The sequence below is a fragment of the Thiothrix fructosivorans genome, assembly GCF_017349355.1.
GTDB lineage: Bacteria > Pseudomonadota > Gammaproteobacteria > Thiotrichales > Thiotrichaceae > Thiothrix > Thiothrix fructosivorans.
This window is the reverse complement of sequence record NZ_JAFMPM010000006.1, coordinates 419,839-440,398: the sequence shown is the minus strand read 5'-3', so window position 1 is coordinate 440,398 and position 20,560 is coordinate 419,839. Positions and strand designations below refer to the sequence as shown.

25 protein-coding genes are annotated in these 20,560 nt (G+C 52.3%); 7 read left to right on the top strand and 18 right to left on the bottom strand.

Annotation, left to right across the window (positions count from 1 at the left end):
* Positions 1-24 precede the first annotated feature (24 nt).
* From J1836_RS05340 to J1836_RS05310, 7 genes are read right to left on the bottom strand one after another with little or no spacing between them, the layout of a single operon-like run.
* Positions 25-624 (bottom strand): FMN-binding negative transcriptional regulator, encoded by a 600-nt coding sequence (locus J1836_RS05340; protein WP_207250045.1) that lies wholly within the window; start codon positions 622-624, stop codon positions 25-27.
* A gap of 18 nt (positions 625-642) precedes the next feature.
* Positions 643-948, bottom strand: coding sequence for a DUF1272 domain-containing protein (locus J1836_RS05335; RefSeq protein ID WP_207250044.1), 306 nt, complete (start codon positions 946-948; stop codon positions 643-645).
* Entirely contained in the window at positions 941-1,429 is a 489-nt protein-coding gene (locus tag J1836_RS05330; RefSeq protein WP_242632737.1) for a GNAT family N-acetyltransferase, read from the bottom strand. Before J1836_RS05330 ends, J1836_RS05335 begins: the two co-directional genes overlap by 8 nt.
* Positions 1,430-1,466: 37 nt before the next feature.
* Positions 1,467-1,922, bottom strand: coding sequence for a GNAT family N-acetyltransferase (locus tag J1836_RS05325; protein ID WP_207250043.1), 456 nt, complete (start codon positions 1,920-1,922; stop codon positions 1,467-1,469).
* Between the two features lie 21 nt (positions 1,923-1,943).
* Positions 1,944-2,516 carry a transglutaminase-like domain-containing protein gene (locus tag J1836_RS05320; RefSeq protein WP_207250042.1) on the bottom strand — a complete coding sequence of 191 codons (573 nt, stop codon included), beginning with the start codon at positions 2,514-2,516 and terminating at the stop codon, positions 1,944-1,946.
* Positions 2,501-2,923: a hypothetical protein gene (locus tag J1836_RS05315; RefSeq protein ID WP_207250041.1), complete on the bottom strand. Its 423-nt coding sequence runs from the start codon at positions 2,921-2,923 to the stop codon at positions 2,501-2,503. Before J1836_RS05315 ends, J1836_RS05320 begins: the two co-directional genes overlap by 16 nt.
* Positions 2,901-3,500 (bottom strand): nucleotidyltransferase domain-containing protein, encoded by a 600-nt coding sequence (locus J1836_RS05310; RefSeq protein WP_207250040.1) that lies wholly within the window; start codon positions 3,498-3,500, stop codon positions 2,901-2,903. The genes J1836_RS05315 and J1836_RS05310 overlap by 23 nt, the downstream gene beginning before the upstream one ends.
* Positions 3,501-3,645: 145 nt before the next feature.
* Here J1836_RS05310 and J1836_RS05305 point away from each other — a divergent pair, with 145 nt between their 5' ends.
* The 5 genes from J1836_RS05305 (at position 3,646) to J1836_RS05285 (ending at position 6,549) form a co-directional block, all read left to right on the top strand.
* The gene (locus tag J1836_RS05305; RefSeq protein ID WP_207250039.1) at positions 3,646-4,254 is read left to right on the top strand and encodes a TetR/AcrR family transcriptional regulator; all 609 of its coding nucleotides are present in this window, start codon (positions 3,646-3,648) and stop codon (positions 4,252-4,254) included.
* Between the two features lie 86 nt (positions 4,255-4,340).
* Positions 4,341-4,952, top strand: coding sequence for a sulfur carrier protein DsrE2 (gene dsrE2, locus J1836_RS05300; protein ID WP_207250038.1), 612 nt, complete (start codon positions 4,341-4,343; stop codon positions 4,950-4,952).
* A 34-nt stretch (positions 4,953-4,986) separates the two neighbouring features.
* Positions 4,987-5,745, top strand: coding sequence for a sulfurtransferase TusA family protein (locus tag J1836_RS05295; RefSeq protein ID WP_207250037.1), 759 nt, complete (start codon positions 4,987-4,989; stop codon positions 5,743-5,745).
* Entirely contained in the window at positions 5,742-6,275 is a 534-nt protein-coding gene (locus J1836_RS05290) for a carboxymuconolactone decarboxylase family protein (protein WP_207250036.1), read from the top strand. Before J1836_RS05295 ends, J1836_RS05290 begins: the two co-directional genes overlap by 4 nt.
* 82 nt (positions 6,276-6,357) lie before the next feature.
* Positions 6,358-6,549 carry a glutathione S-transferase N-terminal domain-containing protein gene (locus tag J1836_RS05285; protein WP_207250035.1) on the top strand — a complete coding sequence of 64 codons (192 nt, stop codon included), beginning with the start codon at positions 6,358-6,360 and terminating at the stop codon, positions 6,547-6,549.
* 16 nt (positions 6,550-6,565) lie between these two features.
* Here the strand turns inward: J1836_RS05285 and J1836_RS05280 are convergent, their stop codons facing one another.
* The 7 genes from J1836_RS05280 to J1836_RS05250 all read right to left on the bottom strand — a co-directional run bounded on the left by J1836_RS05280 (position 6,566) and on the right by J1836_RS05250 (position 10,873).
* The gene (locus tag J1836_RS05280) at positions 6,566-6,904 is read right to left on the bottom strand and encodes a NifB/NifX family molybdenum-iron cluster-binding protein (protein ID WP_207250034.1); all 339 of its coding nucleotides are present in this window, start codon (positions 6,902-6,904) and stop codon (positions 6,566-6,568) included.
* 62 nt (positions 6,905-6,966) lie between these two features.
* Positions 6,967-7,518, bottom strand: a complete 552-nt coding sequence (gene mog / locus J1836_RS05275; protein WP_207250033.1) for a molybdopterin adenylyltransferase — start codon at positions 7,516-7,518, stop codon at positions 6,967-6,969.
* A 78-nt stretch (positions 7,519-7,596) separates the two neighbouring features.
* Positions 7,597-7,923, bottom strand: a complete 327-nt coding sequence (locus J1836_RS05270) for a sulfur globule family protein (RefSeq protein ID WP_242632736.1) — start codon at positions 7,921-7,923, stop codon at positions 7,597-7,599.
* On the bottom strand, positions 7,920-8,540 hold the full coding sequence (locus tag J1836_RS05265; protein WP_207250032.1) for an IS607 family transposase: 621 nt from the start codon (positions 8,538-8,540) through the stop codon (positions 7,920-7,922). Before J1836_RS05265 ends, J1836_RS05270 begins: the two co-directional genes overlap by 4 nt.
* 67 nt (positions 8,541-8,607) lie before the next feature.
* A complete protein-coding gene (locus J1836_RS05260; RefSeq protein ID WP_207250031.1) occupies positions 8,608-9,534 on the bottom strand; it encodes a LysR family transcriptional regulator in 927 nt (308 codons plus the stop codon).
* Positions 9,535-9,641: 107 nt separating this feature from the next.
* Positions 9,642-10,181 (bottom strand): hypothetical protein, encoded by a 540-nt coding sequence (locus J1836_RS05255; protein WP_207250030.1) that lies wholly within the window; start codon positions 10,179-10,181, stop codon positions 9,642-9,644.
* Entirely contained in the window at positions 10,175-10,873 is a 699-nt protein-coding gene (locus J1836_RS05250) for an SDR family oxidoreductase (RefSeq protein ID WP_207250029.1), read from the bottom strand. Before J1836_RS05250 ends, J1836_RS05255 begins: the two co-directional genes overlap by 7 nt.
* 205 nt (positions 10,874-11,078) lie before the next feature.
* Between J1836_RS05250 and J1836_RS05245 the strand changes: the two genes are divergently transcribed.
* The gene (locus tag J1836_RS05245) at positions 11,079-12,269 is read left to right on the top strand and encodes a YncE family protein (protein WP_207250028.1); all 1,191 of its coding nucleotides are present in this window, start codon (positions 11,079-11,081) and stop codon (positions 12,267-12,269) included.
* 39 nt (positions 12,270-12,308) lie between these two features.
* Complete coding sequence (locus J1836_RS05240; RefSeq protein ID WP_207250027.1) at positions 12,309-14,591, top strand: YncE family protein; 2,283 nt, start codon at positions 12,309-12,311, stop codon at positions 14,589-14,591.
* Positions 14,592-14,672: 81 nt separating this feature from the next.
* Here the strand turns inward: J1836_RS05240 and J1836_RS05235 are convergent, their stop codons facing one another.
* The 4 genes from J1836_RS05235 to J1836_RS05220 form a co-directional block, all read right to left on the bottom strand.
* Positions 14,673-16,013: a DUF2278 family protein gene (locus tag J1836_RS05235; protein ID WP_207250026.1), complete on the bottom strand. Its 1,341-nt coding sequence runs from the start codon at positions 16,011-16,013 to the stop codon at positions 14,673-14,675.
* 177 nt (positions 16,014-16,190) lie between these two features.
* Positions 16,191-16,721 carry a hypothetical protein gene (locus J1836_RS05230; RefSeq protein WP_207250025.1) on the bottom strand — a complete coding sequence of 177 codons (531 nt, stop codon included), beginning with the start codon at positions 16,719-16,721 and terminating at the stop codon, positions 16,191-16,193.
* 184 nt (positions 16,722-16,905) lie between these two features.
* Positions 16,906-17,094 (bottom strand): hypothetical protein, encoded by a 189-nt coding sequence (locus tag J1836_RS05225; protein WP_207250024.1) that lies wholly within the window; start codon positions 17,092-17,094, stop codon positions 16,906-16,908.
* 122 nt (positions 17,095-17,216) lie between these two features.
* Entirely contained in the window at positions 17,217-20,447 is a 3,231-nt protein-coding gene (locus J1836_RS05220) for an AfsR/SARP family transcriptional regulator (protein WP_207250023.1), read from the bottom strand.
* Between the last annotated feature and the right edge of the window lie 113 nt (positions 20,448-20,560).

Below are 20,560 nucleotides of genomic sequence, written 5' to 3'. Positions count from 1 at the left end.
ATCAGGGATGGAAATCAGCGATGTTTACTCCTGATGTTTCGCCATCAATGCCGCCACCCCACGCTCGTTTTCCCCGCTGCTGGCTTCTAGGGCTTGCCTGACGTTGTGCTGATCTGCCGCGCTGCGGTTCTGGCTGAGTTTGTATTTGGCTTGCAGCGATTCGATGGTGATTTCAAAGCCAACGATGGCTTCCAGCATTTTGGCGGGGTAGCTCGGAATCCATGCGTTGGGAGTGTCGCCTTCGTAACAATGGCTGAGGGATTCCACTTGTGCTTGCAACCATGCGGTATCGTGGATGACGCGGACAGTGCCATAAACATGCACAGCGGTGTAGTTCCAAGTGGGTACGCCTGCGCCTTCGTACCATGTGGGTGAAACGTAGGCGTGTGCGCCTTGGAACATTGCCAACACTTGCGGGTTTGCGGTCAAGTGCTGCCATTGCGGATTGGCTTTGGCAAGATGCCCAGACAGCGTGAGCGTGTCGCCCTGTTCCAACAAAAACGGGATGTGGCTGGCAAAGGGAACGCCATTCTCCACCGTGACCAGCGTGCCAAAAGCGTTGGCGGCGATGAAGCGTAGGATTTCGGTTTGGTCGTGTTCGGCAAAGTGTTGGGGGATGTACATCGGCAGTATTCCTGTTACTCAACGTTGTTCTGGTGGTATCCCCTGCAAGCGTAGCAACAAATGCTGATGCGCCTCCCAATCCACGGGGCGAAACTTGACGGTCGTGGAGGCAGGATCGTGCCCAAGGTAATTATCACCTTTCCAGTTGGTCACGGGGCGTATCGGGCGTGGCACAAAACCACCGCCACAATTCGGGCAGGTGTTGCCGAGCAAGCTGACGCAATCGCTACAAAAAGTACATTCAAAGCTGCAAATCATCGCATCCGTAGCATGAGGTGGCAGCGGTTTGTTGCAGTTTTCGCAAGAGGGGCGCAGTTCAAGCATGGGGCATCTCCTTTGGGAGCAAGGTTTTCAGTTTGCGCCCGCCAGTGATCGCGAAGCCTTCGCGCTCATAAAATGCGAGGGTGCGTTCAAACGCGGGCAATGGCGGCGTGGTCACTTCCAAGCGTGTCCAGCCCTTGCTTGCACCGAATGCGCGGGCGGTTGCTAGCAATTGTTTGCCCGTGCCGTGCGAGCGGTAAGCTGGGCGTACATACAGTTCGGGAATCGTGCCGAAACTGCCTTCGGCGTACAGCGCGTAACTTTGGTACAGGGTCAAGAAGCCTGCCGCCGTGCCGGATTCATCCGTTGCCACGAACGCATGGTAATGCCCGTCGTGGAGGAAGGTTTGCAAACGTGCGGTGGTGGCTGGCAGGTCGAAGTTGAATGCTTGTTCGCCGATAGCTTGCATGATTTCTTGCAACAATTCGCCAACCATCACGGCGATAGTTGGCGCATCAGCGGGTGTGGCGGGGTGGATTTGCATATTGACTCCTTCGCAGGATATGTTGATGTCGTTGCTCTCATGCTGGAAGTGGAAAGTGGAAAACAAAGAATTGTTCGTCACGCTTCCAACCAGCGGATTGGTAAAGGGCTTGGGCTGTTTCGTTGGCTATTGCCGTTGATAGCGAGACACGGACAGCACCTAGCGTGTTTGCAAATACAACGGCAGCAGACAGCAGTTTTGATGCAATCCCTTTACGGCGCGACTGCTCCTGTACAAAAAGATCATTAAGTATGAACGTGCGAGCAAGCGATACCGAAGAAAAACTTGGGTAAAGCTGGGTGAACCCGATGGGTGTTTGCCCCTCAAAAGCAAGGAACAGAGCTGACTCGCCATGATTAAAACGATCCGATAGAAACGCCCGCACCGCTTGGGTATCACTTGCTCGACCGTAAAACTGACGGTAGCCATCAAACAACGGTACGAGCGCATCAAGATCAGACAAGGTGGCTTGGCGAACGGTTACAGTATTCATTTTCTCTTTAATTTCCTTGTTTCAAATCGAAACAGCATCTGGCAGATTTTCATAAACCTGTTCGATAGTTTCGCTGCTTTCCAACACCTGCACCACCACAGGTAGCGGCTCGGCAAAAATCCCCGGCAAATCCTGTTCCTGCGGATTCAGCAGCGGAAACGCCAGCTTTTCGGTAGGTGGACAGAATTCGGCATCCACGCCCGGTTTATTGCCCCGTGCATCCACCCGATACCAGCCGTATTCTGGCAGATAGAGCGCATTCAACCCGTGCAGGCAAAACGGTGGTTGGTCGGTGATGGTCAAACGCTGATAACACAAACCCGCCGGAATACCATTCGCCCGCAACAACGCTGCCAGCAAATAGCTTTTGGCGTAGCAATAGCCTGTGCCGTGTTGCAACACGTCCGACGCTTGGCACGTCACCGGATTCAGGCGGTAATCCCAACTGTGCTTAATGGCATCACGCACAAACTCGAAGCAGGCTTTGGCAATGGCTTCGGGTGTGGTGCAGCCTGCCGCTAACGCTTGGGCTTGTGCCAAAACGGCGGGATGTTGCCAGTCGATGTAATGGCTGTTGGCTAAGTAGGCTTGCATGATGCTTCAACTCGTGCAAACAACTCCCGCGTTATGCTGATCAGTTCTTGCAATAATTGCGGGGTAATATCCAACTGCCCTTCATACTCAGCCAAATTCCGCAGTTTGTGGCATTTGTCCAATACGCGCCATTTTTGCGTATCAAAATTGGCGGTGTACTCCAAACACTGGAAAACCAGATAGCGGTTGTCCGAACGGTAGCCGTGCCAACGCATCGCGGCAAGGGATAAAGCATGAGCAGCACCATAAGCCAAGGAAAAACGGCTTTCCTCTGATAATGCTTCCAGCATCGCATCTTGCAAGCGACGTTTGGCTGAAGCAACCATGCCATCGAATTCAGCTTGGTCAAAAGGCTCGGTTTTGAGTTGCCTAATTTTTACTAGATTATCCAGTTTTTCCAATGTCATCTTCTGAGCCTTTTATCCACAGTTTAGGCTGTTGCATTACCCGCGTGACAAAGGCATTGTTTGCCAGCAGCCTCTCGTTGAATTGTTGAGTTGTATAAATGTTAGGGTTGATCGGTCTGCCTAAAGCGGCTTCTGCCTCAAGCAATGCCGCCATTAAATCGGCATAAGCCAACGTGTCACTCACCACCATCAAATCAATATCGCTTTGCGCTGTCGCTTGTTCCTTGGCAATCGAACCATAAATGAATGCCCTGTCTATGCTGGCATCCAATGGCACCAGTGCCGTTCTAATCACGTCGCTCAAACCAAACGTTTTACGGGTGATGCCGAGTAATTCATGGTAAATGGGGCAGGCAATATTAGCCTGATAGTGATGCTGGTTGCCAATGGTGGTAACGGTCAGTAAACCAGCGGCAGTCATCCGTTCCAACTCGCGCTTGATCGTGCCTTTACCCATATTGGCAAGACGCACCATTTCGTTTAGGTAGAAACTTTGATCAGGTTTTCCAAACAACAAACCCAAGACACGCTGCTGTGTTTTGGAAAACAAGGTGTCACCGATACTGCTTACTGCCATGATTGCCTAATTAGGTAAGTTACATTTTGGGTACTATAGGTCTTAAATAGGGACTCTTCAACGCTTCTACGGGTAAATCCTCCATCAATCCAAGAATCATGAACGCTACTTGCGCTTTACCGATCGGTCAACTACGATAATAACCATGAAAGCATCCACCGATACCCGCCAACGCCTGCTCGACAGCGCCCGTGAACTGCTCTACTCGCGCAGCTACGGTAACGTGGGCGTGAAGGAAATTTGTGACATGGCGGGGGTACAAAAAGGTAGCTTCTACCACTTTTTCCCTTCCAAGCAGGAGCTAACGCTGGCAGTGCTGGATGAGTTTTTCATTATTTCAAAACAGGAGATTTTCTCCCGCTCGTTCCGCCCTGAATGGTCAGGAATGAAGCAACTGAATGCCCTGCTGGAAAATATTTATGTATTCCAGAAAGGCACCAAGGAACAAATCGGCAAAACGCTGGGTTGCCCTTATGGAAATATGTCGTCGGAAATGAGTACGCAGGATGAAGTCATCCGCCAGCGTCTCAATGGCCTGTTGCAGCAAATGGAAATGTCACTGAAAACCGCGCTGGATAAAGCCTTACACGAGGGGGAAATTTCCCCGTGCAATACGGCTGCCACGGCTGCGGCGATGTTTGCCTTCATAGAAGGGCTGATGCTGTTGGCAAAAACCCGCAATGATCCCGAATTGATACGTGAAATCGGTGCTGCCATGTTGACCATCCGCATTGGAGAGACAGCGATTAGCTGAAAAAAATTTATACTAAAACTTGACTGACCAGTCGGTAAAATTCTGCCCATTTTTAACCACATCCGTAAATCGTAAGGAGTTGCACGATGACAGCCACCGCAGAAACCAGCCCGATGGGTTTTGATAAAGCCTTGTTTGACCAATGGTTCGATGAACGTTTTCAGCACAAAATGGATGAACGCGAAGCCAACCACATACCCTCCATGACCATCATCTCTACGAAGGGGACGTTGGATATGGCTTACCCGCCGTTCATCCTTGCCTCCACCGCCGCTGCCTTGGGCTGGGACGTAACGGTATTTTTCACATTCTATGGTCTGGATTTGCTGAGAAAGAAGCTGGATTTGAAAGTCAGCCCACTCGGCAATCCCGCCATGCCAATGAAAATGCCGATGGGGCCGGAGTGGTTACGCAAGACCAATTTGCCCATCCCCAATTTGTTGATGGCAGGTATTCCCGGTTTCGAGACTGCCGCTACCGGCATGATGAAGGAAACCATGAAACAGAAGGGTGTCGCATCCATTGAGGAGCTGCGTGAGTTGGCATTAGAAGCCGAGGTGAAAATGGTGGCGTGTCAGATGACGGTGGATTTGTTCGGTCATGAAAAATCCGACTTCATTGACGGCATCAGCGAATGGGTAGGTGCGGCGAGTTTCCTACCGATTGCACAGAAAGCGGATGTAAACCTGTTTATTTAATTTCGCTATTCATCAAACCTATAAGACTATTACCATGTTAGAAAACAACACCGTCTCAACGCGATCTATCGAGTTAATGCCAGATACGCTTGCGGGTATCATTGACTGGGATACCCTCGATCAGGTTTGGTATGCCATACAGCATTCGGAGAATACCCAATGGTATCTTCACAATAATGATGCCTCTACCGCTGGTTATGTTCGGCTCAATGATGTCAATACCAGTGGTAACATTAGCTCTGCTTTAACAGCACTTAAAAACTACCTTCGACAATCACATCCCCGCGATTACTGCGGACTCGCATTCGCCGACTCATTAACAGAACCCACATTAATTCGTGTTTTTGACCCAAAATATCTCACCTCCATGTGCAATATCTATGGCAATACGCCCGCACCAAGTTGGGTAATCGCCACAATGGATGCTGCACAGCTTTCCTCTAATAAAATGAAATCATCAAAATTACAAAATCATAGCTTAGGCAAGGCGCTACCCAACGCACCAAAACACCCACAGATAGCAGATTCCCTTGATGCTAGACGCATGGGATGCCCGCTGCCGTTAGTGCATACTGCCCGCTCACTGCGTCGCTTAGCCGTGGGGGAAATACTCGAAATCGTGACGATTGAGCCGGGTTCTGTCAACGATATTGAATTTTTATGCAAATCCACAGGCTCAAAACACATAGCCCTAGCGGAAGGAGAATACGGTTATTCATTCTATATAGAGCGCGGTCTCGATATGAAAACCAACAATGTTACTGACCATACCAACCAAGGAGAAGCCACATGAGTTATCTGAAAACTGTTGCTACCAGCGAAGCCACTGGCGATGTTGCTGATGTTTACCAAGAAATCACCGCCAGCTTTGGCGGCGTACCGGGCATCATGCAGGTGCATAGCGCCGTGCCCTTCCATTTGCGCCAGAAATGGGAATTCATCAAACACAGTATGCAAAATCCCAATTTGTCGGGCGCATTGCAAGCCACGATACGCATGACCGTTTCACAGGGTACTGCGTGTGCTTATTGCATCGACATGAATGCCGGAATGCTGATGAATATGTTCGGCTGGACAACGGAGCAAGTGGCAGCAACGCAAGCCGACCCCGCCAACGCCAATCTCGATGAGCGCGAAACCGCCCTGTTGCTGTTCATCCTCAAAGCGGTGAAAGATTCCAACAGCACCACACAAGCGGATGTGGATGCGCTACGGGCATTCGGCTACAGCGATGAAGACATTTACGAAGGTTTGGCACTGGGGGCATGGATGGTGGCAGGCGATATTGTGTCGAATGCGCTGCACGTCGAACGCGATTTTTAAGCAAACGACAGGTGCCAAGCTGCTCTATCAACGCCAAGGAAGGCATAATGTCGTATCAACACGAAGAGGAGAAGCATCCGCTATGAAACTGTTCTATTCCAACACTTCGCCTTATTCACGCAAAGTCCGTTTGGTCATCCTCGAAAAAGGGCTGGGCGAACAAGTTGAAACCATCCTAGTTGACCCTTTCGAGGCAAACACAGCCCTCAACGCTGCCAACCCCTATGAAGCGCTCCAAACACGCCCGTCAATGCTGGCGACCCGCCCCGCCTAAAGGCAAAAAAGCCTAATCAAGCAGGCTTACGCGCCCACGGCACAACGGCCGCCACTAACGCTTGCACCGCCACCAGCGGATCGGTTTCGTCCGTGGTTCTTACCCGCACACCGTATTGCTTCATTTGATTGATAAAACTTTTTCCACACGGGCCGGTGATCAAATAATCCAACGCTAACAACGGGTGATCACCGCGCTTATCCCACGCATGGATCGACATTTCCATCGACAATTCCAACGAATCAAGAGGCTGCACCGCTTGCTCAGCACTCCATTCATACATCAAAAAGCTGCGGGCTTTGCTGGCGTGTCCGGTAACGGTACGCAAATTTTGGCTGGTAACGCCGATTTTCATAACAATGGCTCTGTTGGCTAAAGGGATAGTGGACGTGCATGGTACACCAAAAAGCCCATTCCTTAGACACGCGGTTTCGCATGAGCGGGGCGAAACGCCTTGCATTGCGCCGCATCCGCTTCCAAATACGCCGCTTCAATCAAGTCCAAGCAATACGGAATCGCGGGGAACACCGCTTGCAAGCAATCATCAATCGCTGAGGGTTTACCCGGCAAATTCACGATCAAACTGCGTCCGCGTATCCCCGCCGTTTGCCGTGACAGAATCGCGGTCGGCACAAACTTTAACGAAGCCGTGCGCATTAACTCGCCGAAACCGGGCATCATTTTGCTACACACCGCCTCGGTCGCTTCTGGGGTGACATCGCGCAACGCAGGCCCCGTACCGCCCGTGGTCACAATCAAACTGCACCCTGCGACATCGCTCAATTCGCACAACGCCGCCTCAATATCTGCCTGTTCATCGGGAATCACTCGCGCCACCGCTTCCCACGGGTTGGTCAATACGCGACTGAACCATGCGTGGATGGCGGGGCCACCTTTGTCTTCGTATTCGCCCCGGCTGGCGCGATCGGAAATCGTCAAAATGCCAATGCGGGCAATGGGTTGAGTCATCGTATCCATTCCTATGTTGGGTAAAACGCAAAAAGGCACCCCAAGGGATGCCTTTTCATTCAGCGTGAAAGCTGAGAATTACTTTGCAACAGTCGGTGCAACAGGTGCAGCCGCTTGTGGCATCGTTGGCATTGCGGGTGCTGCCATTGGCGTGCTGCCCGCTTTGCTAGTAGCAGCATTGCCAGTGAAGTTACGGCTTTGTTCGGTGTAGCCATAACCGTTGCCTGCGCCATACCAGTCACCGTTGCCTTTACCGTTAGCAGCCATGTCGGTATCCATATTGGTTTTGCCTTTGCCTTTGAAGGTCAGACTGAAATCCACTTCGCCATCGGCATCGCCTTTACCACGACCGAAACCGTTAACATCGCCGTTACCCTTAAGGCGGATTTTGTGGCTGATGATCATGTGCGGGAATCTTCCACGGCTTGCTTAACGCCGTCCAGCAGCTTTTTGTTTTTGCGGGAGCGTGAGCCGTACAAACGGGCGGAAAATACCGTGATGATTTCCAGCACATCGGTTGCCAAGTCGTCTTCAAAGGTGGTGTCTTCACCTTTATTCACCATGACCACTTCCACCTGTTTGGCTTCACAGATGGAAAACACCAGTTCCGCCCCAAACCGCAGCAGGCGGTCTTTGTGGGTGATGACTAGCCGCCCGACGTTGCCGATAAGTATCTCATTCAGCAAGCGTTTCAGCCCTTTTTTGTAGTAGTTCATACCTGAACCAATGTCGGATATTAGCTCGAATGTCCAACCCTGTTGGGCGCAATAGAGTTCCAGCACTTGCTTTTGGCGTTCCAAATCGTCTTTTTGGTCGTGGCTAGAAACACGGGCGTAGGCGAGCGTTTTTCTGTCCTGTTGGCGCAGGTGCGTGGCGGGTTCAATTTGTGAAAGGCGGTAGCGGCGTTGGTTGCCTTGTGTCCGTTCCGGTATCAGTTTGCCGGACTCCTCCCAACGCCGTAAGGTCGTCGGGCTGATACCTAACCGTTTTGCTGCTTCGCTGATCGTGATTAACTTATCCATTTTGGATAGTTTAGTACAATTTTGTGGAAGTTTCTAGTTTACTGTTTCAAACCCTTGTAAAAAATACTCAGGCTTTTACCAACTTCACCCGCTCCATCACGCCACTGACGGCGGATTCTAATTGCACACGCATCCACTGATGAGCCGCGTCGCCCTGATGGCGTTTGTGCCACAGCATAAACATGAAAATGGACGGCATATTGAACGGCGGCGCACTCGATGCAAACCCCGCCAACGCCCCCATGCGCAGCATTCCCGGCGCAAGCGCCAGCAAATCACTGCCACGCATAAAACTCGCCATATCGGAAAAATTGGGGACGCGAATCGCGACTTGCTGCTCCAATTCGCGTGAAATCGGTGCAGCCAATGGCACAACGCGCTGCCCATCCACCAAATTCAAGCCGATATAACGCGCATTGCGGAAATCCGCCAAGGTACGCGGTGCTTCGCGGGCAGTGCTGTCATAGAAACAACGTGGCTGATCAATGAACAAGCGCTTGTACAGAATATCCACGCCTTCCGGTGCAGCCGACGACAGCAGCAAATCCGCCTTGCCGGTACGTAACAAATCCAATGAAGGGTATTCCGAGATAATGGTGCGCAGCGAAAACTCTTTGGTTGCACTGGCGACTTGCCGATACAGCTCTGGCAAAATCAGGTCACGCAAGAAATCGTTTGTACCCACCGTGAAGTGCATCGCGGTCTGTTTAGGTTTGAACACCTGTTCAGCCGTTAACTGCTGCATTCCTGCCAATACCACGCGCATTTGCTCGCCGAGGCTTTCCGCTCGTGCCGTGGCGACAATCTCTTGCCCGCCGGTACGTACAAATAACGGGTCGTGAAATACCGAACGCAGTTTGGTGAGGCAATTACCAATAACGGTTTTGGTAATCCCCAACTTATCAGCGGCGCTGGCAAGCGACCCCTGTTCCAGTACGGTCAGGAAGACGTGCATCGAATAGCCATCTAAGGCGAGGTAGTCGTGATCTTTCATGCTAATGATGTTAGCAGCTTGTTTTTATTTGTAAAAATATATAAAAAAAATTTTGTAATTAGTTTTTTTTGGTCAATACCCAGCAGTCGGGTAAAAACCACCGCACATCAGAAAAATGCCAGAATTAGCAGCACTAAACCGATCACCATCAACAATAAAACAAATAACAACGATAAAAAGCCAAGAATAAGTGATAGCGGGTTCACCAGCGTACCGATGCTGATATACGACCCCAGCAGCTCCCGCGCTTCTGTTGCCATCGAGCCAATGCTCCACAAACTTTTCGCCGAACTTAAGAAACCCAGCTTTTTGACCTGCCCAGCACGGATACCTTGCACCGTTTCCTGAATCTCGCCTTTGGCATCCGTCATCATGCGCCCCGCGATATTGGGCAAATCCTTTAATTCTTCCAACGCCCACCAGAAACGCAGCAAGATCAGCAGCGGCAGCAAGACCACGCCCGCCACAATGAGCGCACTGGTTAGCGACCAGCTTTTGAGGAAAAACAGCCAGATGAAAATCCACACATCCAGCCCCACGCCCAACAAGGCGGCAAAGCGCACCTTGTCAGACACGCTATCCACCAACGGTAACAGGCGTTCAAAAATGGTTAGCAGGCGTTGCTGCTTGTCGGAGGTGTCTACCACGGGATCGTACTGCCATCAATGTCAATCAAACGCCCAGAATCCGCCAAGGTCACGTTTGCCAAATTGCGTTTCAACGCGGTCACGGACTCTTCCACGGAAAGCTCGCCGTTAGCCCCGCCCATATCGGTGCGTACCCAACCGGGGTGCAGTGCCACGACACTAATGCCCTTGCGTGCTAAATCGTGCGCTGCACTTTTGTTGACCATATTCAACGCGGCTTTGCTGGAGCGGTAAATGTAACTACCGCCAGAGGTGTTGTCGGTCACGCTGCCCATTTTGCTGCTCATATTGGCAATGATTTTGCGCTCGCTTAAGGCAACGTTAGCGGCAAAATCTTGCATCATCAGCATCGGGGTGATGACGTTGATGTGCAGCACATCCAGCCATTCATCGGCTTGGCATTGCCCGAAACCTTGGGTACTCCAACTGCCCGATACGCCCGCACTGTTGAACAGAATGTCGATGGGCTGGCCTTTAAGTTGTGCCGCTAATGACGTGCGGTGCGCGGCGTTGGTGACATCCAACAAATACACCGCGATGTTGCCAGCGGATGCGGCTGCCAACTTATTCAAGTCGTGCGCATTTTCCGGGGAACGGCAGCAAGCTAGGACGTTCCAGCCATCCGCCGCGTACTGGCGGGTAAGTTCTAGCCCAATGCCTCGGTTAGCGCCGGTGATCAGAATGATTGCCATAGGGAGTTCTCCTCGTTTTAGTGGTGTGCGGATTATAGCAGTGTGTATGCAGCTTGTGGGGCATACCCAAAGCACAAGTTTAATTTATGATTTTAATTTATAGAGATAATGGGTTTATACTTAGACGGTATAGTTTTCCCGACGACAATGATTAATAACAATGGGGGTTTTCATGCGCGTGCGCACTCTTTTTTCATCTATAGTAATGTCCAGTGTATTGGTGGCGTGTGGCGGTGGTACGGGTGCGACCCTTACCTTGCCTAGCACAACGACTACCACGCCGGGTACAGGCACGGGGACTTCGACCGGAACAGGTACAAGCGGTACAGGCACTTCGACTGGAACAGGTACGTCTACGGGTACAGACACGGGGACTTCAACCGGAACAGGTACATCTACGGGCACGGGGACAACGACCACCCCTAATCCCCGCACCTTAACCCGTAGCGTCTTGGATGCGGACTATAGCGATGCATTGGAACGTTTAATTACCGTCAGCACCTCGCCCGATAATGCCCTCACCATCATCAACCCAACGACAGGCGAACAGCAAGCCGTGCCGTTGAGCCTTGCACCGACTAGCCTTGCGCTGAGTCCAGACGGTAAAACGGCGGTAGTCGGGCATAAGCACGGTGTTACCCACATCAACTTGCAAACCGCCAGCGTGCTGGATTTCTACGACAATATCGGCTTTGATGTATTTGATATTGCCTTGGGATCTAATGGTATCGCTTATGCCACACCTGCTAATAATTTGTGGGGAGTATTGCAATCCATCAATCTGGGAACAGGACAAGCACAAGGCAGCATCAATGTAAGACAGATAAGCGGCTCTTACGTGCAAATCGTGCCTAGCTTGAATGCGCTGTATGTTCTCGATATGGGTCTACCGAGCACCCTCACCGATTTATTCAAGACCAATCTGGCAACCCCTCCCACTGGACTGTACGACTCACCGTTTAATGGTGACTACGACCTTGGTGGCAAAAATGCCAAGGGCTTTTGGGTAACGGAAGATGACGCTTACATCCTCACTGCTGGCGAAACCTTATTCCGCACGGCTGCCACGCAAGACCAAGACATGCTCTATCAGCGCAGCCTGTCGGACAATGATAACGACTCCACCACCACGCTACTGCACGCCGACCATTCGCAGGAAACGGGCAAATTCGTGGTCATTCTGGATAAGGGCATTACTGGCATGAATTCGGATTACCGCCTGAAAACCTATACCGCGCCACAACTTGCCTTGAGCGAAGAGAAGAAACTCAGCGAAATGGATCTGGATAAAAGTGCCGATCCAGTGATTCCACAGTTCGCATTCTTCAATAGCGATGGCACGAAACGCTACGCGGTGTTGAAACAAGGCACGGGAACTTATTTGCTGGCGTTCTAGTCATTACTTTCTCGTATGTACTAATAATTGGGGCTATTCATGAAAACAACACACATCCTGCCTGCACTGGTGGCAGGCACACTTTTAACCGCGTGCGGCGGGGGTACAACCACCTCTAGCAGTACCACGGGTGGCACAACCACCCCACCCACCAGTGGCATGGATACCACGCTGGCAGATGCTAACAGCGTCTATACCGGCAGCCGTTCCTTAGCATTGCTGAATACCGCCAACAGCATGGCATTCGTCAATCTGGTGTTAGGCACAGAAAATATCAACGATAATATTACCGCGCCGCAACGTCCTGCCGATGCCAGCACATCCGCTGCAACCAGCACCGCACAAGCCAACCTGTTGCAATCCCAACGGATTCTGTCCTCACTGGCGGCGCAACACATTGCCGCGCAACGCTATCAAGCGCGTGCAGTCAACGAAAGTGAGGCCTGCCCCAATGGCGGTACAGCAACACTCACAGGAAACGTCGACGACGCTACCTTTACTGGCACACTGCAAGTCACTTACAACCAATGCAAGAGCGAAAACGTCGTCACTAATGGCAGCGCCCTGCTGGTTGTTCATGCAGTCAACGTCGCATATGCTACGCCGACATCTTACACCCTCAGCATGAAAGGCGTAGGTGTTCGCGTCGACGATGTGCCTTATACCGCGACAGGCACACTGCGCACCGACCTAAACGTCGCCACTGGGCAAAGCACCTTGCTGGTCAACCAATACCAGCGCAACCTCAGCACGGGCAAACAGCAACTCGCCGAAACCGTGAAAATGGTTGTCGAAAGCAGCGGCTACACCGACATTAACGGTAAATTCTGCGAAGGCGTGCAAGGGTGCGTCACCGCCAGCACAGTGAAAGCCTTTATGTTTGCGGCGGATGGCGTACCCATCGAAGGCGAGTTAGCCTTGCAGGGTGCTGCCAACAGCAAAGTTCAAGTGATTGCGCAAGGTTACGACACCTCCACCCCACCACAGCGCAAGTTACAGGTCAATCTGGACAGCAATGGCGACGGCGTATACGAATCACCGTCGGTGCGTAACGAATCCGTACTGAAAAACTTTTCGGTCAGCACCAATACCGCGCCCACAGCGGTCGCTACCCTGCCACAAGCCATCACACTGGGTACAACTATCACGCTGGATGGCAGCAAAACCACCGACCCCGACGGCGATTTCCTCGCCTATCAATGGACGTTGGAAAGCGCCCCGCAAGGCAGCACTGCCGCACTCGTTGCCGCCAATACCACGACTGCCAGCTTCACGCCCGATACCCAAGGCACGTATACTTTCAGCCTGAAAGTAACCGACGCGTTAGGCAATACCAACGTTGCCAGCAAAAACATCACCGTCATGGCAACCGCCAACCCCTTAAGCGGCAACGTGATTGATGCGGCATACAACAACGCGACCGACCAACTGCTGACCGTTAGCAGCCAGCCCAGCAATACGCTGAACCTCATTAATCCCACCAGCGGCAGGCAACAAACCATCGCCTTGAAACTCCCTCCCACCAGCCTCGCGCTCAGTGCAGATGGCAAAACTGCCGTCGTTGGTCACAACGGCGCGATTAGCCATATCGACGTGGAAATGGGGGAAGTCATCAACTTTTACGGCAATCTTGGCTTCAACGTGTATGACGTAGCGTTGGGCAATAATGGCAAAGCCTACGCCACCCCACCAGCGGGAATGCAGTGGAGCTATTTGTACGTGATTGATCTTGCCAGTGGCAAAGTGCAAGAAGACAACGGCACACAACGCCTGTTCGGGGGCGCACACCTGCAAGCCGTACCAAGCCTAAAAGCGGTTTACACGCTGGATACCGGTTTTGAGAGCAATGATTTAAACCGCTACGACACCAGTGCCGCGCAACCCAACTGGTTGTATGATTCGCCCTATCAAGGTCAATACGATGTTGGCGCAGCCAATAGCAACCTGTGGAGTACGGATGATGGCATGTATTTGCTGACCGCAGGCGGCAGCTTATTCCAAATAGCGGCGCAAAAAGACGCGGATATGCGTTACCAACGCACCGTCGCGGATGATGATGACAAACCTGCCACGTATTTGTTACATGCCGACCATTCGCAAAAAGCTGCAAAATTTGTGGCGATTGAAGCGGCGGAAAGCTATCGCTTGAAGACGTACACCATGCCGTTGCTGAACCTCGACAACAGCTTATCGTTGCAAGGCTTGAGCATTGATGGCAGCAGCACGGTGGTCAAACCGAGCTTTGTGTTCTTTAATGCGGATGGTACGGAGCGTTACAGCGTGCTGGAGCAAGGTAGCAAAAGTTACGTGATGGCGTTTTAAGTATTCAGATTATCATCTGAACCTAACGTGAGCCGCTATTCTAGCGGCTCACTGTGCCGTGGGGGTGTCTCCGTTCTTACATTAGAACACGACCAGCCAATCCTCTTCCCGTGCCTGTACTTTAGTGTAGCTGACACCATGCACTTTGAGACCCTTCATATCCAACAGGGTAATCAGCCCTCCAGAATTGCCCAGTTTTACCCCTGCCCCCAGTTGCACGCTGACTGTCCCGTGGGCAGGCAAGCTGCCAGACAATGGGCATTTGCGCTTTTGCTGGTCGGCGATGTGCCAGCCGTTCAGGTCAATGGCTTGCGGTGATGGGTTGAGCAGCAACACGGTTTCCACTTCTGGGTCTGGCCCGGCGGGGTTTACCATCGCTGCCACAATGCGCACCTGCTTGTCTGTGGTTTTGTCCTCATCCCCCTCAAGCGCATGACCGGTTTGGTCATCTGTATGCCAAGACTGTGATTGGAATGCGAGAAAGACGCCAACCCATTGCCGGGTGGAAGGGAAGTGGAACAGCAACCCGCCGTCCTGCCATACCCCATCATCCTTGCGGTAAGCAGCATCGTTGCCTTGGTTCATGTGGATGTCATGGATGCCATTGCCGGGCTTAAAACCGAAAATCTTGTCCTTCAGATCCTGTTCTGGCCCCCAGCGTTCACCAAAGGCAAACACCTGAGCATCCTGCTCACTGATGGCACGAGCCACCAGATGTTCGATCCGGTCGTTCAGGTCATTGCTGGGGCCTGGCAGGTTGTGGGGCAGCGTGCGCATCCCGTCTTTGTCGAACAGGTTGCCGCGTACAAAATCCAGTGCTGCCCCGCCCGCTTGGGAGGGAATCAGAGTGAAGCCCTCTGCCAGCCCCGCCAGCCGATTCAGGATCGGGTGTTCAAAAGGGTCGGCGATGAGGTAGAGCAATTCCGGCTTGTCGCCTTTGGATTTGACGTTGACCGCCAGACGGTAGTCCACGCCTGCGCTGCGCACTTGAACCTGATAGTGAGGGGTATCCTGACCATCCTCACGTTTTCCGGCAGTGGCTTTGCCTACCAGCACCCCGTATTGTTTCAAAGACATTGTGTTGTACCTCGCTTGGCTAGTTGATATGTCATGCAAACGGATCATGGCTTGCCATAACCCATTCATCCCGCTGAAGTTCAGGCGCACACCGGATTCGGCGGTCTGTACCGTACCCACCAGCCTTGTCTGAATGCAGCCCGTGGGTACGGTAAAACCTGACGCCACCGAACTAATGTCCAGTAATAGTTTGTTCACAGGCAGATTAGCACCATCACCAAATTTGACACCGATAGAAATACCCAAGCCCCACTTAATATAAGGGTGGCTTACTACGTCGAATCTTGGCCAAACAAAGTCATTTTGCGGTGATAAGCTCAAGCCATCGTGAGACGCGATTTTCATTGAGTCAAAAGAAGTAAGTGCGCAAAAACTTAGGCTCATGTACTTATGCGTTAATTACCCATTTAATGCAATCCGTAAGCTCGTGTTTTTGGGCAGTGCCTTTCGGGATAAACTACAATTAACACGACCTTAGTCCGATCAATCTATCAAGGGTATAACTATTTTTGCTTTTCCTTACTAAGAAACTTTGAATACAAAGACACCACGATCAAGGTAAGCTCCTACATCGTGCCAGTTGAACCGCATCAGGCAACTGTTACCGATATAGTTGGTTTTCTCAACAGTAGCAGGCACCTTCAGGGTAAAGTTCAGTGTCGCTGAAGCACCCGCCGCTAGCGTTAGACCACTGAATGACGGCATGGTCAAACGAGGAAAGCGGTTATCAACATTTAGCAAGAACGTCCCCACTACGGGGTCAATATTGCCAGAACCCACCCATACATGTGCAAACAACCAGATAGCTTGTGTTGGGTCGGGATTATAGATACCGAGATTATAATTGATCGTACCTCCCGGCATCGTACTGCCCCAGCCTTGGGATATGATCATCGGCGAGTCAACACGCCTAAGCTTTTCCTCAATTTCTTCAGGCGTAACTGCCGTGAAATTCACTTCCTTGTTTTCCTGTTTCTGTTTTTCGATAACTTTCTCGATTTTTTTAATATGTTCTCTGACCTCTTCGGCCGGGAATTTGATTTTGGTAGTCATACTTAATACCTCACTAACATGGATGGGATCAACCGTTCAAAATTTACTGAAAAAATCAGTAAAAACCATGAGTATCAGTATCAATGTAGGCAGGTCTTTTTGACTGGCACTTTCTTGCAAAATACTGGTACTTTTCTGCTGCCATTACTCCCTTTTCCCCAGAACGACAAACTCCTTAAGCTGTTTATGGGCTTTGCGTCTGTTTGTTTTCGTCCGCACACGTTTTCAAACGGATCATGGCTTGCCAAAGCCCATCCATTCCCGTGAAATGCAAACGCAAACTGGATTCGACAGCCTGAACCGTGCCTACGGTGCTATCAGGCTGTTGGTTATCGAAGCGGTAAAATCTTACGATGAAACTTTGCTCTTCCACATGAGGCGACCCCATCTGCTTGGTGAATAGGAAACGTCTCTAGCAGGATAGGGGATGGTGGGAATGTCTGTTTAGAACTTTGTTGCAAAACACTGGCAATTTTTTGCATTTAATGTGAATGCTCAGAGAGAGGCGGCACGCGCCCAGATTTCCTTGTACAACTTCACGGTTTCAGTACCGGGCATGACGCCCAACCCCTTGCCCAGCACTTCACGGCAACGCTCGTAGGTGGCAAGGGCTTCAGAGGGTTTACCTAACTGCTCATAACAACGCATCAGGCATTGGTAGAAGGTTTCGATCAGCGGGTCGATCTCCAGCCCCTTGCTGTAGACTCGGATAGCCTGTTCCCAGTCGGAGGCTTTTTCCCAATAATCACCCACCATCAAGGTGAAGCGTAACATCCGGCTACGCAGGCGTTCTGCCATGTCCAGTGCCCAGCTTTGTTGCGCCCCTTTGCCGAGGAATGGTCCAACGTATAAGGTGCTGGCAGCGTCCCAGAGCTGTTTGACCCCCGCAGCATTGGTCTGAGGGCAATCCAATTGCTGCCTAAGCCGCTCCAACGTGCGTTCAAACGCCCATACATCCAGCCACACATGACGGGCATCGAAAGAAACGTTGCGGTCTTTGAGGACAATGGCTTGTTCTACGCCGAGTGCTTTTCTGAGGCGGTGCAAGGTGGTGTTGAGGGAGCGGGTAGCAGCGTCACCGCTAGCGTCTGGCCATAAAGCATCCATCAGCCGAGTATCGCTGACATCCCGCCCGCCAAAGGCGACCAGCACTTTCAGCAGTTCCAGCGGGCGGTTTTTTGACGGGGTGTCAACGGGCAGTGGTTCACCGCTAACCTCAACAGCAAAGCGCCCCAATGTTTGGATCTTGACCGACATCGGCCAGTTGGCGGGGAGACGCTCAGGTTCTTTCGGGATCATTCCGGCCTGGCGGATGAGTTGCTGCACCTGCGCGGTGGCGATGTCCTGTTCCAGTGCAAACCGCAACAGCGGTTCAATCCAGTTGGGGAATGACCATAAAGGCAAACCCCAACCCTGTGCCTGCCCCTGTTGCAGCGCATTGGCGAGCAAGGTAGCCGCTGCGTTTTCATCCCCCATACGCAGCCGAAACCACGCTTCGGATAAACCGCAGTCATACACAAGCTGTTGATAGTGGGAGTCTCCCCAAGGGATTCTGGCCTGATCAAGCAGGGCTAGGGCTTCTGCTTGATTCCCCGTCATAAACAAGGCCAGCGCCAACCCATGACGGCAACGCGCCAGCGGATAGACTGCGCCGTTTTCCAAAGCCAGTTCCAACGCCGCCCGCCCATGATCCAGCGCATCGGCAAACGCCCCAGCCACCAGCGCCCGCCAGTTCAGCAGCAGCCGATAATGTACGGTGTGAAAATTCGGTGGCTGGGTGGACAGAATTAAGCGCATCGTATTCAGGTGGCTATCGGCTTCCGCTAGCCTAGCCTGCATCAGCCCGTTATACGTACCCACTGCCAGCAGGAACAGGTCGTACACATGCACGCCGCTTTCCTGCCCCAACGCCAATGCCTTGCGCACATAATCGCGGCTGGTATCGTACTGCCCCGCAAAACAGTCGATGAAACCCAGCGAGAGCAGCAAATGGAGCTGTTCGAGCGGGGAATATCCCGCCTCATTGCCCGTTGCTTCATACAGCCGCACGGTCTTACCCCAGTGGATCAAATCGCCGCGCCCCGCAATAAAAAAGCCGATAGCAGAACCCAGTTGCCAGCGCAAATTCGCCTCCAGCGGCAACGCCCACAGGTGGCGGGCACGTGTCAGCAAGTGTTCGGCCTGCGGATGCGCGGGGCAACGGAAGGAAATGCCCATCAGTACCGCCGCCACCACTTTGGCTTCCGTGGCGGGTGAGGCAATGTCCGGTTCAGTAGCATACAGTTGGTCAAAGCGTTGTAACCACAGATCCATGCCCTGATGGTTCTGCTGGGTCATCCACGACATCAAGATGACACTGGCAATGGTCAGGTACATACCCGCTGTTTCCCCCCTACTGGCAAACAGCGGGAAAGCGGCGGCGAAACAGTGTGCGGCGGCGGCAGGGTTGTGTCCATCCACGGCGATGCCCTGCCAATAGAGCAGCCACGGCGTGGTATTCACCAAGCTATCTGGCAGGCGTTGCAACCAACCCAACAACGTCTGGTTGCGCCCTTCGGCAATGAGTTGGGTAGCTTGTGAAGTAATGAGGGTCGTGGCGGTTTGCCAATCACTACCTGACAACGCCAACTCAAGCGCGGCTTCTAGCTGCCCAGCTTCCAGCAACACCTGAGCGGCTTGGCGGCGCAGGCTATCAAGCTGTTCACTGCCCCAGCGTTCCCGCCCTTGTTTGAGCAAGAATTCGCGGAACAGGGGGTGGTATTTGTAAATCAATGCCTGTTCGGTGGTGCGGGTGAGAAAAAAGTTGCGTGCGTATAACTCTTGCAGAATTCGTTCGGTGTGGGGATGCCCCGTCAATTGGCATACCTGAGCAGGTGGCATCATGGGCAGCAACGCTGACTGGAGCAAAAATGCCTGCTTTTCTGCATTGAGCCGCTCAAACAATTCGCTGGCAAAATAATCGAAGATCAGTGCATGACTACGCTCGTCTTTCCACAATGGGGTAAGTGCTGGGCTTTGCTGCCATGCGCGGCACATCAGGATCAAGCCCGCCGCCCAACCATCCACCGTTTGGTGAATTTGGCGGATATCGGCATCACTGTAGCGGGTGGCAAAACCATCCCCCAGCAGCCGGATGATGCCAATGGCCTCCTCTTCTGTTAGCCGCAGTCTATCCGGGTCGATGAAATGGACGGCATGGCGGGCAGCAAACCCCGCAACCCAAGCCGGAGGCTTTTCTCTGCTGAGGAAGAAGGCGCGGCATCCATCGGGCAAAGTGGCAATAACTTCGCGGAACAAAGGCTGCAACGGCGAGCTGGGTGGCAAATCCTGAAAATTATCAAAGACAAAAACGGCGGGGGGATCGATTCCGGCACACAGGCGTTCGATGAAGCGGCGGGTGAAGGTGGCAAGGTCACCCTGATATTCCGCTGCCAGTTTGGGGAGGGGTAGGTCTTGCTTGCATAAACGATAGGAGGCCAGCGCCAAATAATGGAAAAAAGTCGCGGGGTCGGTGTCGCCGCTATCAAGCTGATACCAGAGTGCCGGGATGGCGCGACTTGCGAGGTAATCGGCAATCAGTGTGGTTTTGCCTGCGCCTGCGGGGGCTGAAATCCAGATTAGCGGCTTAGGGAGGGTGGCCTGCAATTGCTGGATAAGAGCGTTGCGGGAATAAATGTTGCCGATTTTGGGCGGGTTGATTTTGACGGATGATTTCCATGTGGGCATTGCTATCCCCTGTAACACTCGGTTACAAGTGTAGTAGGCGGTGGCGGATGAGGGTAGTGATAAATATCAAGCATAAGGTAGGTCGGGGGAATCATGGGGATATGAGGCATGAT

Excerpts from the sequence above, each read along its gene's own strand:
- J1836_RS05340 (WP_207250045.1), bottom strand. The coding sequence starts at position 624 with ATGTACATCCCCCAACACTTTGCCGAACACGACCAAACCGAAATCCTA.
- J1836_RS05335 (WP_207250044.1), bottom strand. The coding sequence starts at position 948 with ATGCTTGAACTGCGCCCCTCTTGCGAAAACTGCAACAAACCGCTGCCA.
- J1836_RS05330 (WP_242632737.1), bottom strand. The coding sequence starts at position 1,429 with ATGCAAATCCACCCCGCCACACCCGCTGATGCGCCAACTATCGCCGTG.
- J1836_RS05325 (WP_207250043.1), bottom strand. The coding sequence starts at position 1,922 with ATGAATACTGTAACCGTTCGCCAAGCCACCTTGTCTGATCTTGATGCG.
- J1836_RS05320 (WP_207250042.1), bottom strand. The coding sequence starts at position 2,516 with ATGCAAGCCTACTTAGCCAACAGCCATTACATCGACTGGCAACATCCC.
- J1836_RS05315 (WP_207250041.1), bottom strand. The coding sequence starts at position 2,923 with ATGACATTGGAAAAACTGGATAATCTAGTAAAAATTAGGCAACTCAAA.
- J1836_RS05310 (WP_207250040.1), bottom strand. The coding sequence starts at position 3,500 with ATGGCAGTAAGCAGTATCGGTGACACCTTGTTTTCCAAAACACAGCAG.
- J1836_RS05305 (WP_207250039.1), top strand. The coding sequence starts at position 3,646 with ATGAAAGCATCCACCGATACCCGCCAACGCCTGCTCGACAGCGCCCGT.
- dsrE2 (WP_207250038.1), top strand. The coding sequence starts at position 4,341 with ATGACAGCCACCGCAGAAACCAGCCCGATGGGTTTTGATAAAGCCTTG.
- J1836_RS05295 (WP_207250037.1), top strand. The coding sequence starts at position 4,987 with ATGTTAGAAAACAACACCGTCTCAACGCGATCTATCGAGTTAATGCCA.
- J1836_RS05290 (WP_207250036.1), top strand. The coding sequence starts at position 5,742 with ATGAGTTATCTGAAAACTGTTGCTACCAGCGAAGCCACTGGCGATGTT.
- J1836_RS05285 (WP_207250035.1), top strand. The coding sequence starts at position 6,358 with ATGAAACTGTTCTATTCCAACACTTCGCCTTATTCACGCAAAGTCCGT.
- J1836_RS05280 (WP_207250034.1), bottom strand. The coding sequence starts at position 6,904 with ATGAAAATCGGCGTTACCAGCCAAAATTTGCGTACCGTTACCGGACAC.
- mog (WP_207250033.1), bottom strand. The coding sequence starts at position 7,518 with ATGACTCAACCCATTGCCCGCATTGGCATTTTGACGATTTCCGATCGC.
- J1836_RS05270 (WP_242632736.1), bottom strand. The coding sequence starts at position 7,923 with ATGATCATCAGCCACAAAATCCGCCTTAAGGGTAACGGCGATGTTAAC.
- J1836_RS05265 (WP_207250032.1), bottom strand. The coding sequence starts at position 8,540 with ATGGATAAGTTAATCACGATCAGCGAAGCAGCAAAACGGTTAGGTATC.
- J1836_RS05260 (WP_207250031.1), bottom strand. The coding sequence starts at position 9,534 with ATGAAAGATCACGACTACCTCGCCTTAGATGGCTATTCGATGCACGTC.
- J1836_RS05250 (WP_207250029.1), bottom strand. The coding sequence starts at position 10,873 with ATGGCAATCATTCTGATCACCGGCGCTAACCGAGGCATTGGGCTAGAA.
- J1836_RS05245 (WP_207250028.1), top strand. The coding sequence starts at position 11,079 with ATGTCCAGTGTATTGGTGGCGTGTGGCGGTGGTACGGGTGCGACCCTT.
- J1836_RS05240 (WP_207250027.1), top strand. The coding sequence starts at position 12,309 with ATGAAAACAACACACATCCTGCCTGCACTGGTGGCAGGCACACTTTTA.
- J1836_RS05235 (WP_207250026.1), bottom strand. The coding sequence starts at position 16,013 with ATGAAAATCGCGTCTCACGATGGCTTGAGCTTATCACCGCAAAATGAC.
- J1836_RS05230 (WP_207250025.1), bottom strand. The coding sequence starts at position 16,721 with ATGACTACCAAAATCAAATTCCCGGCCGAAGAGGTCAGAGAACATATT.
- J1836_RS05220 (WP_207250023.1), bottom strand. The coding sequence starts at position 20,447 with ATGCCCACATGGAAATCATCCGTCAAAATCAACCCGCCCAAAATCGGC.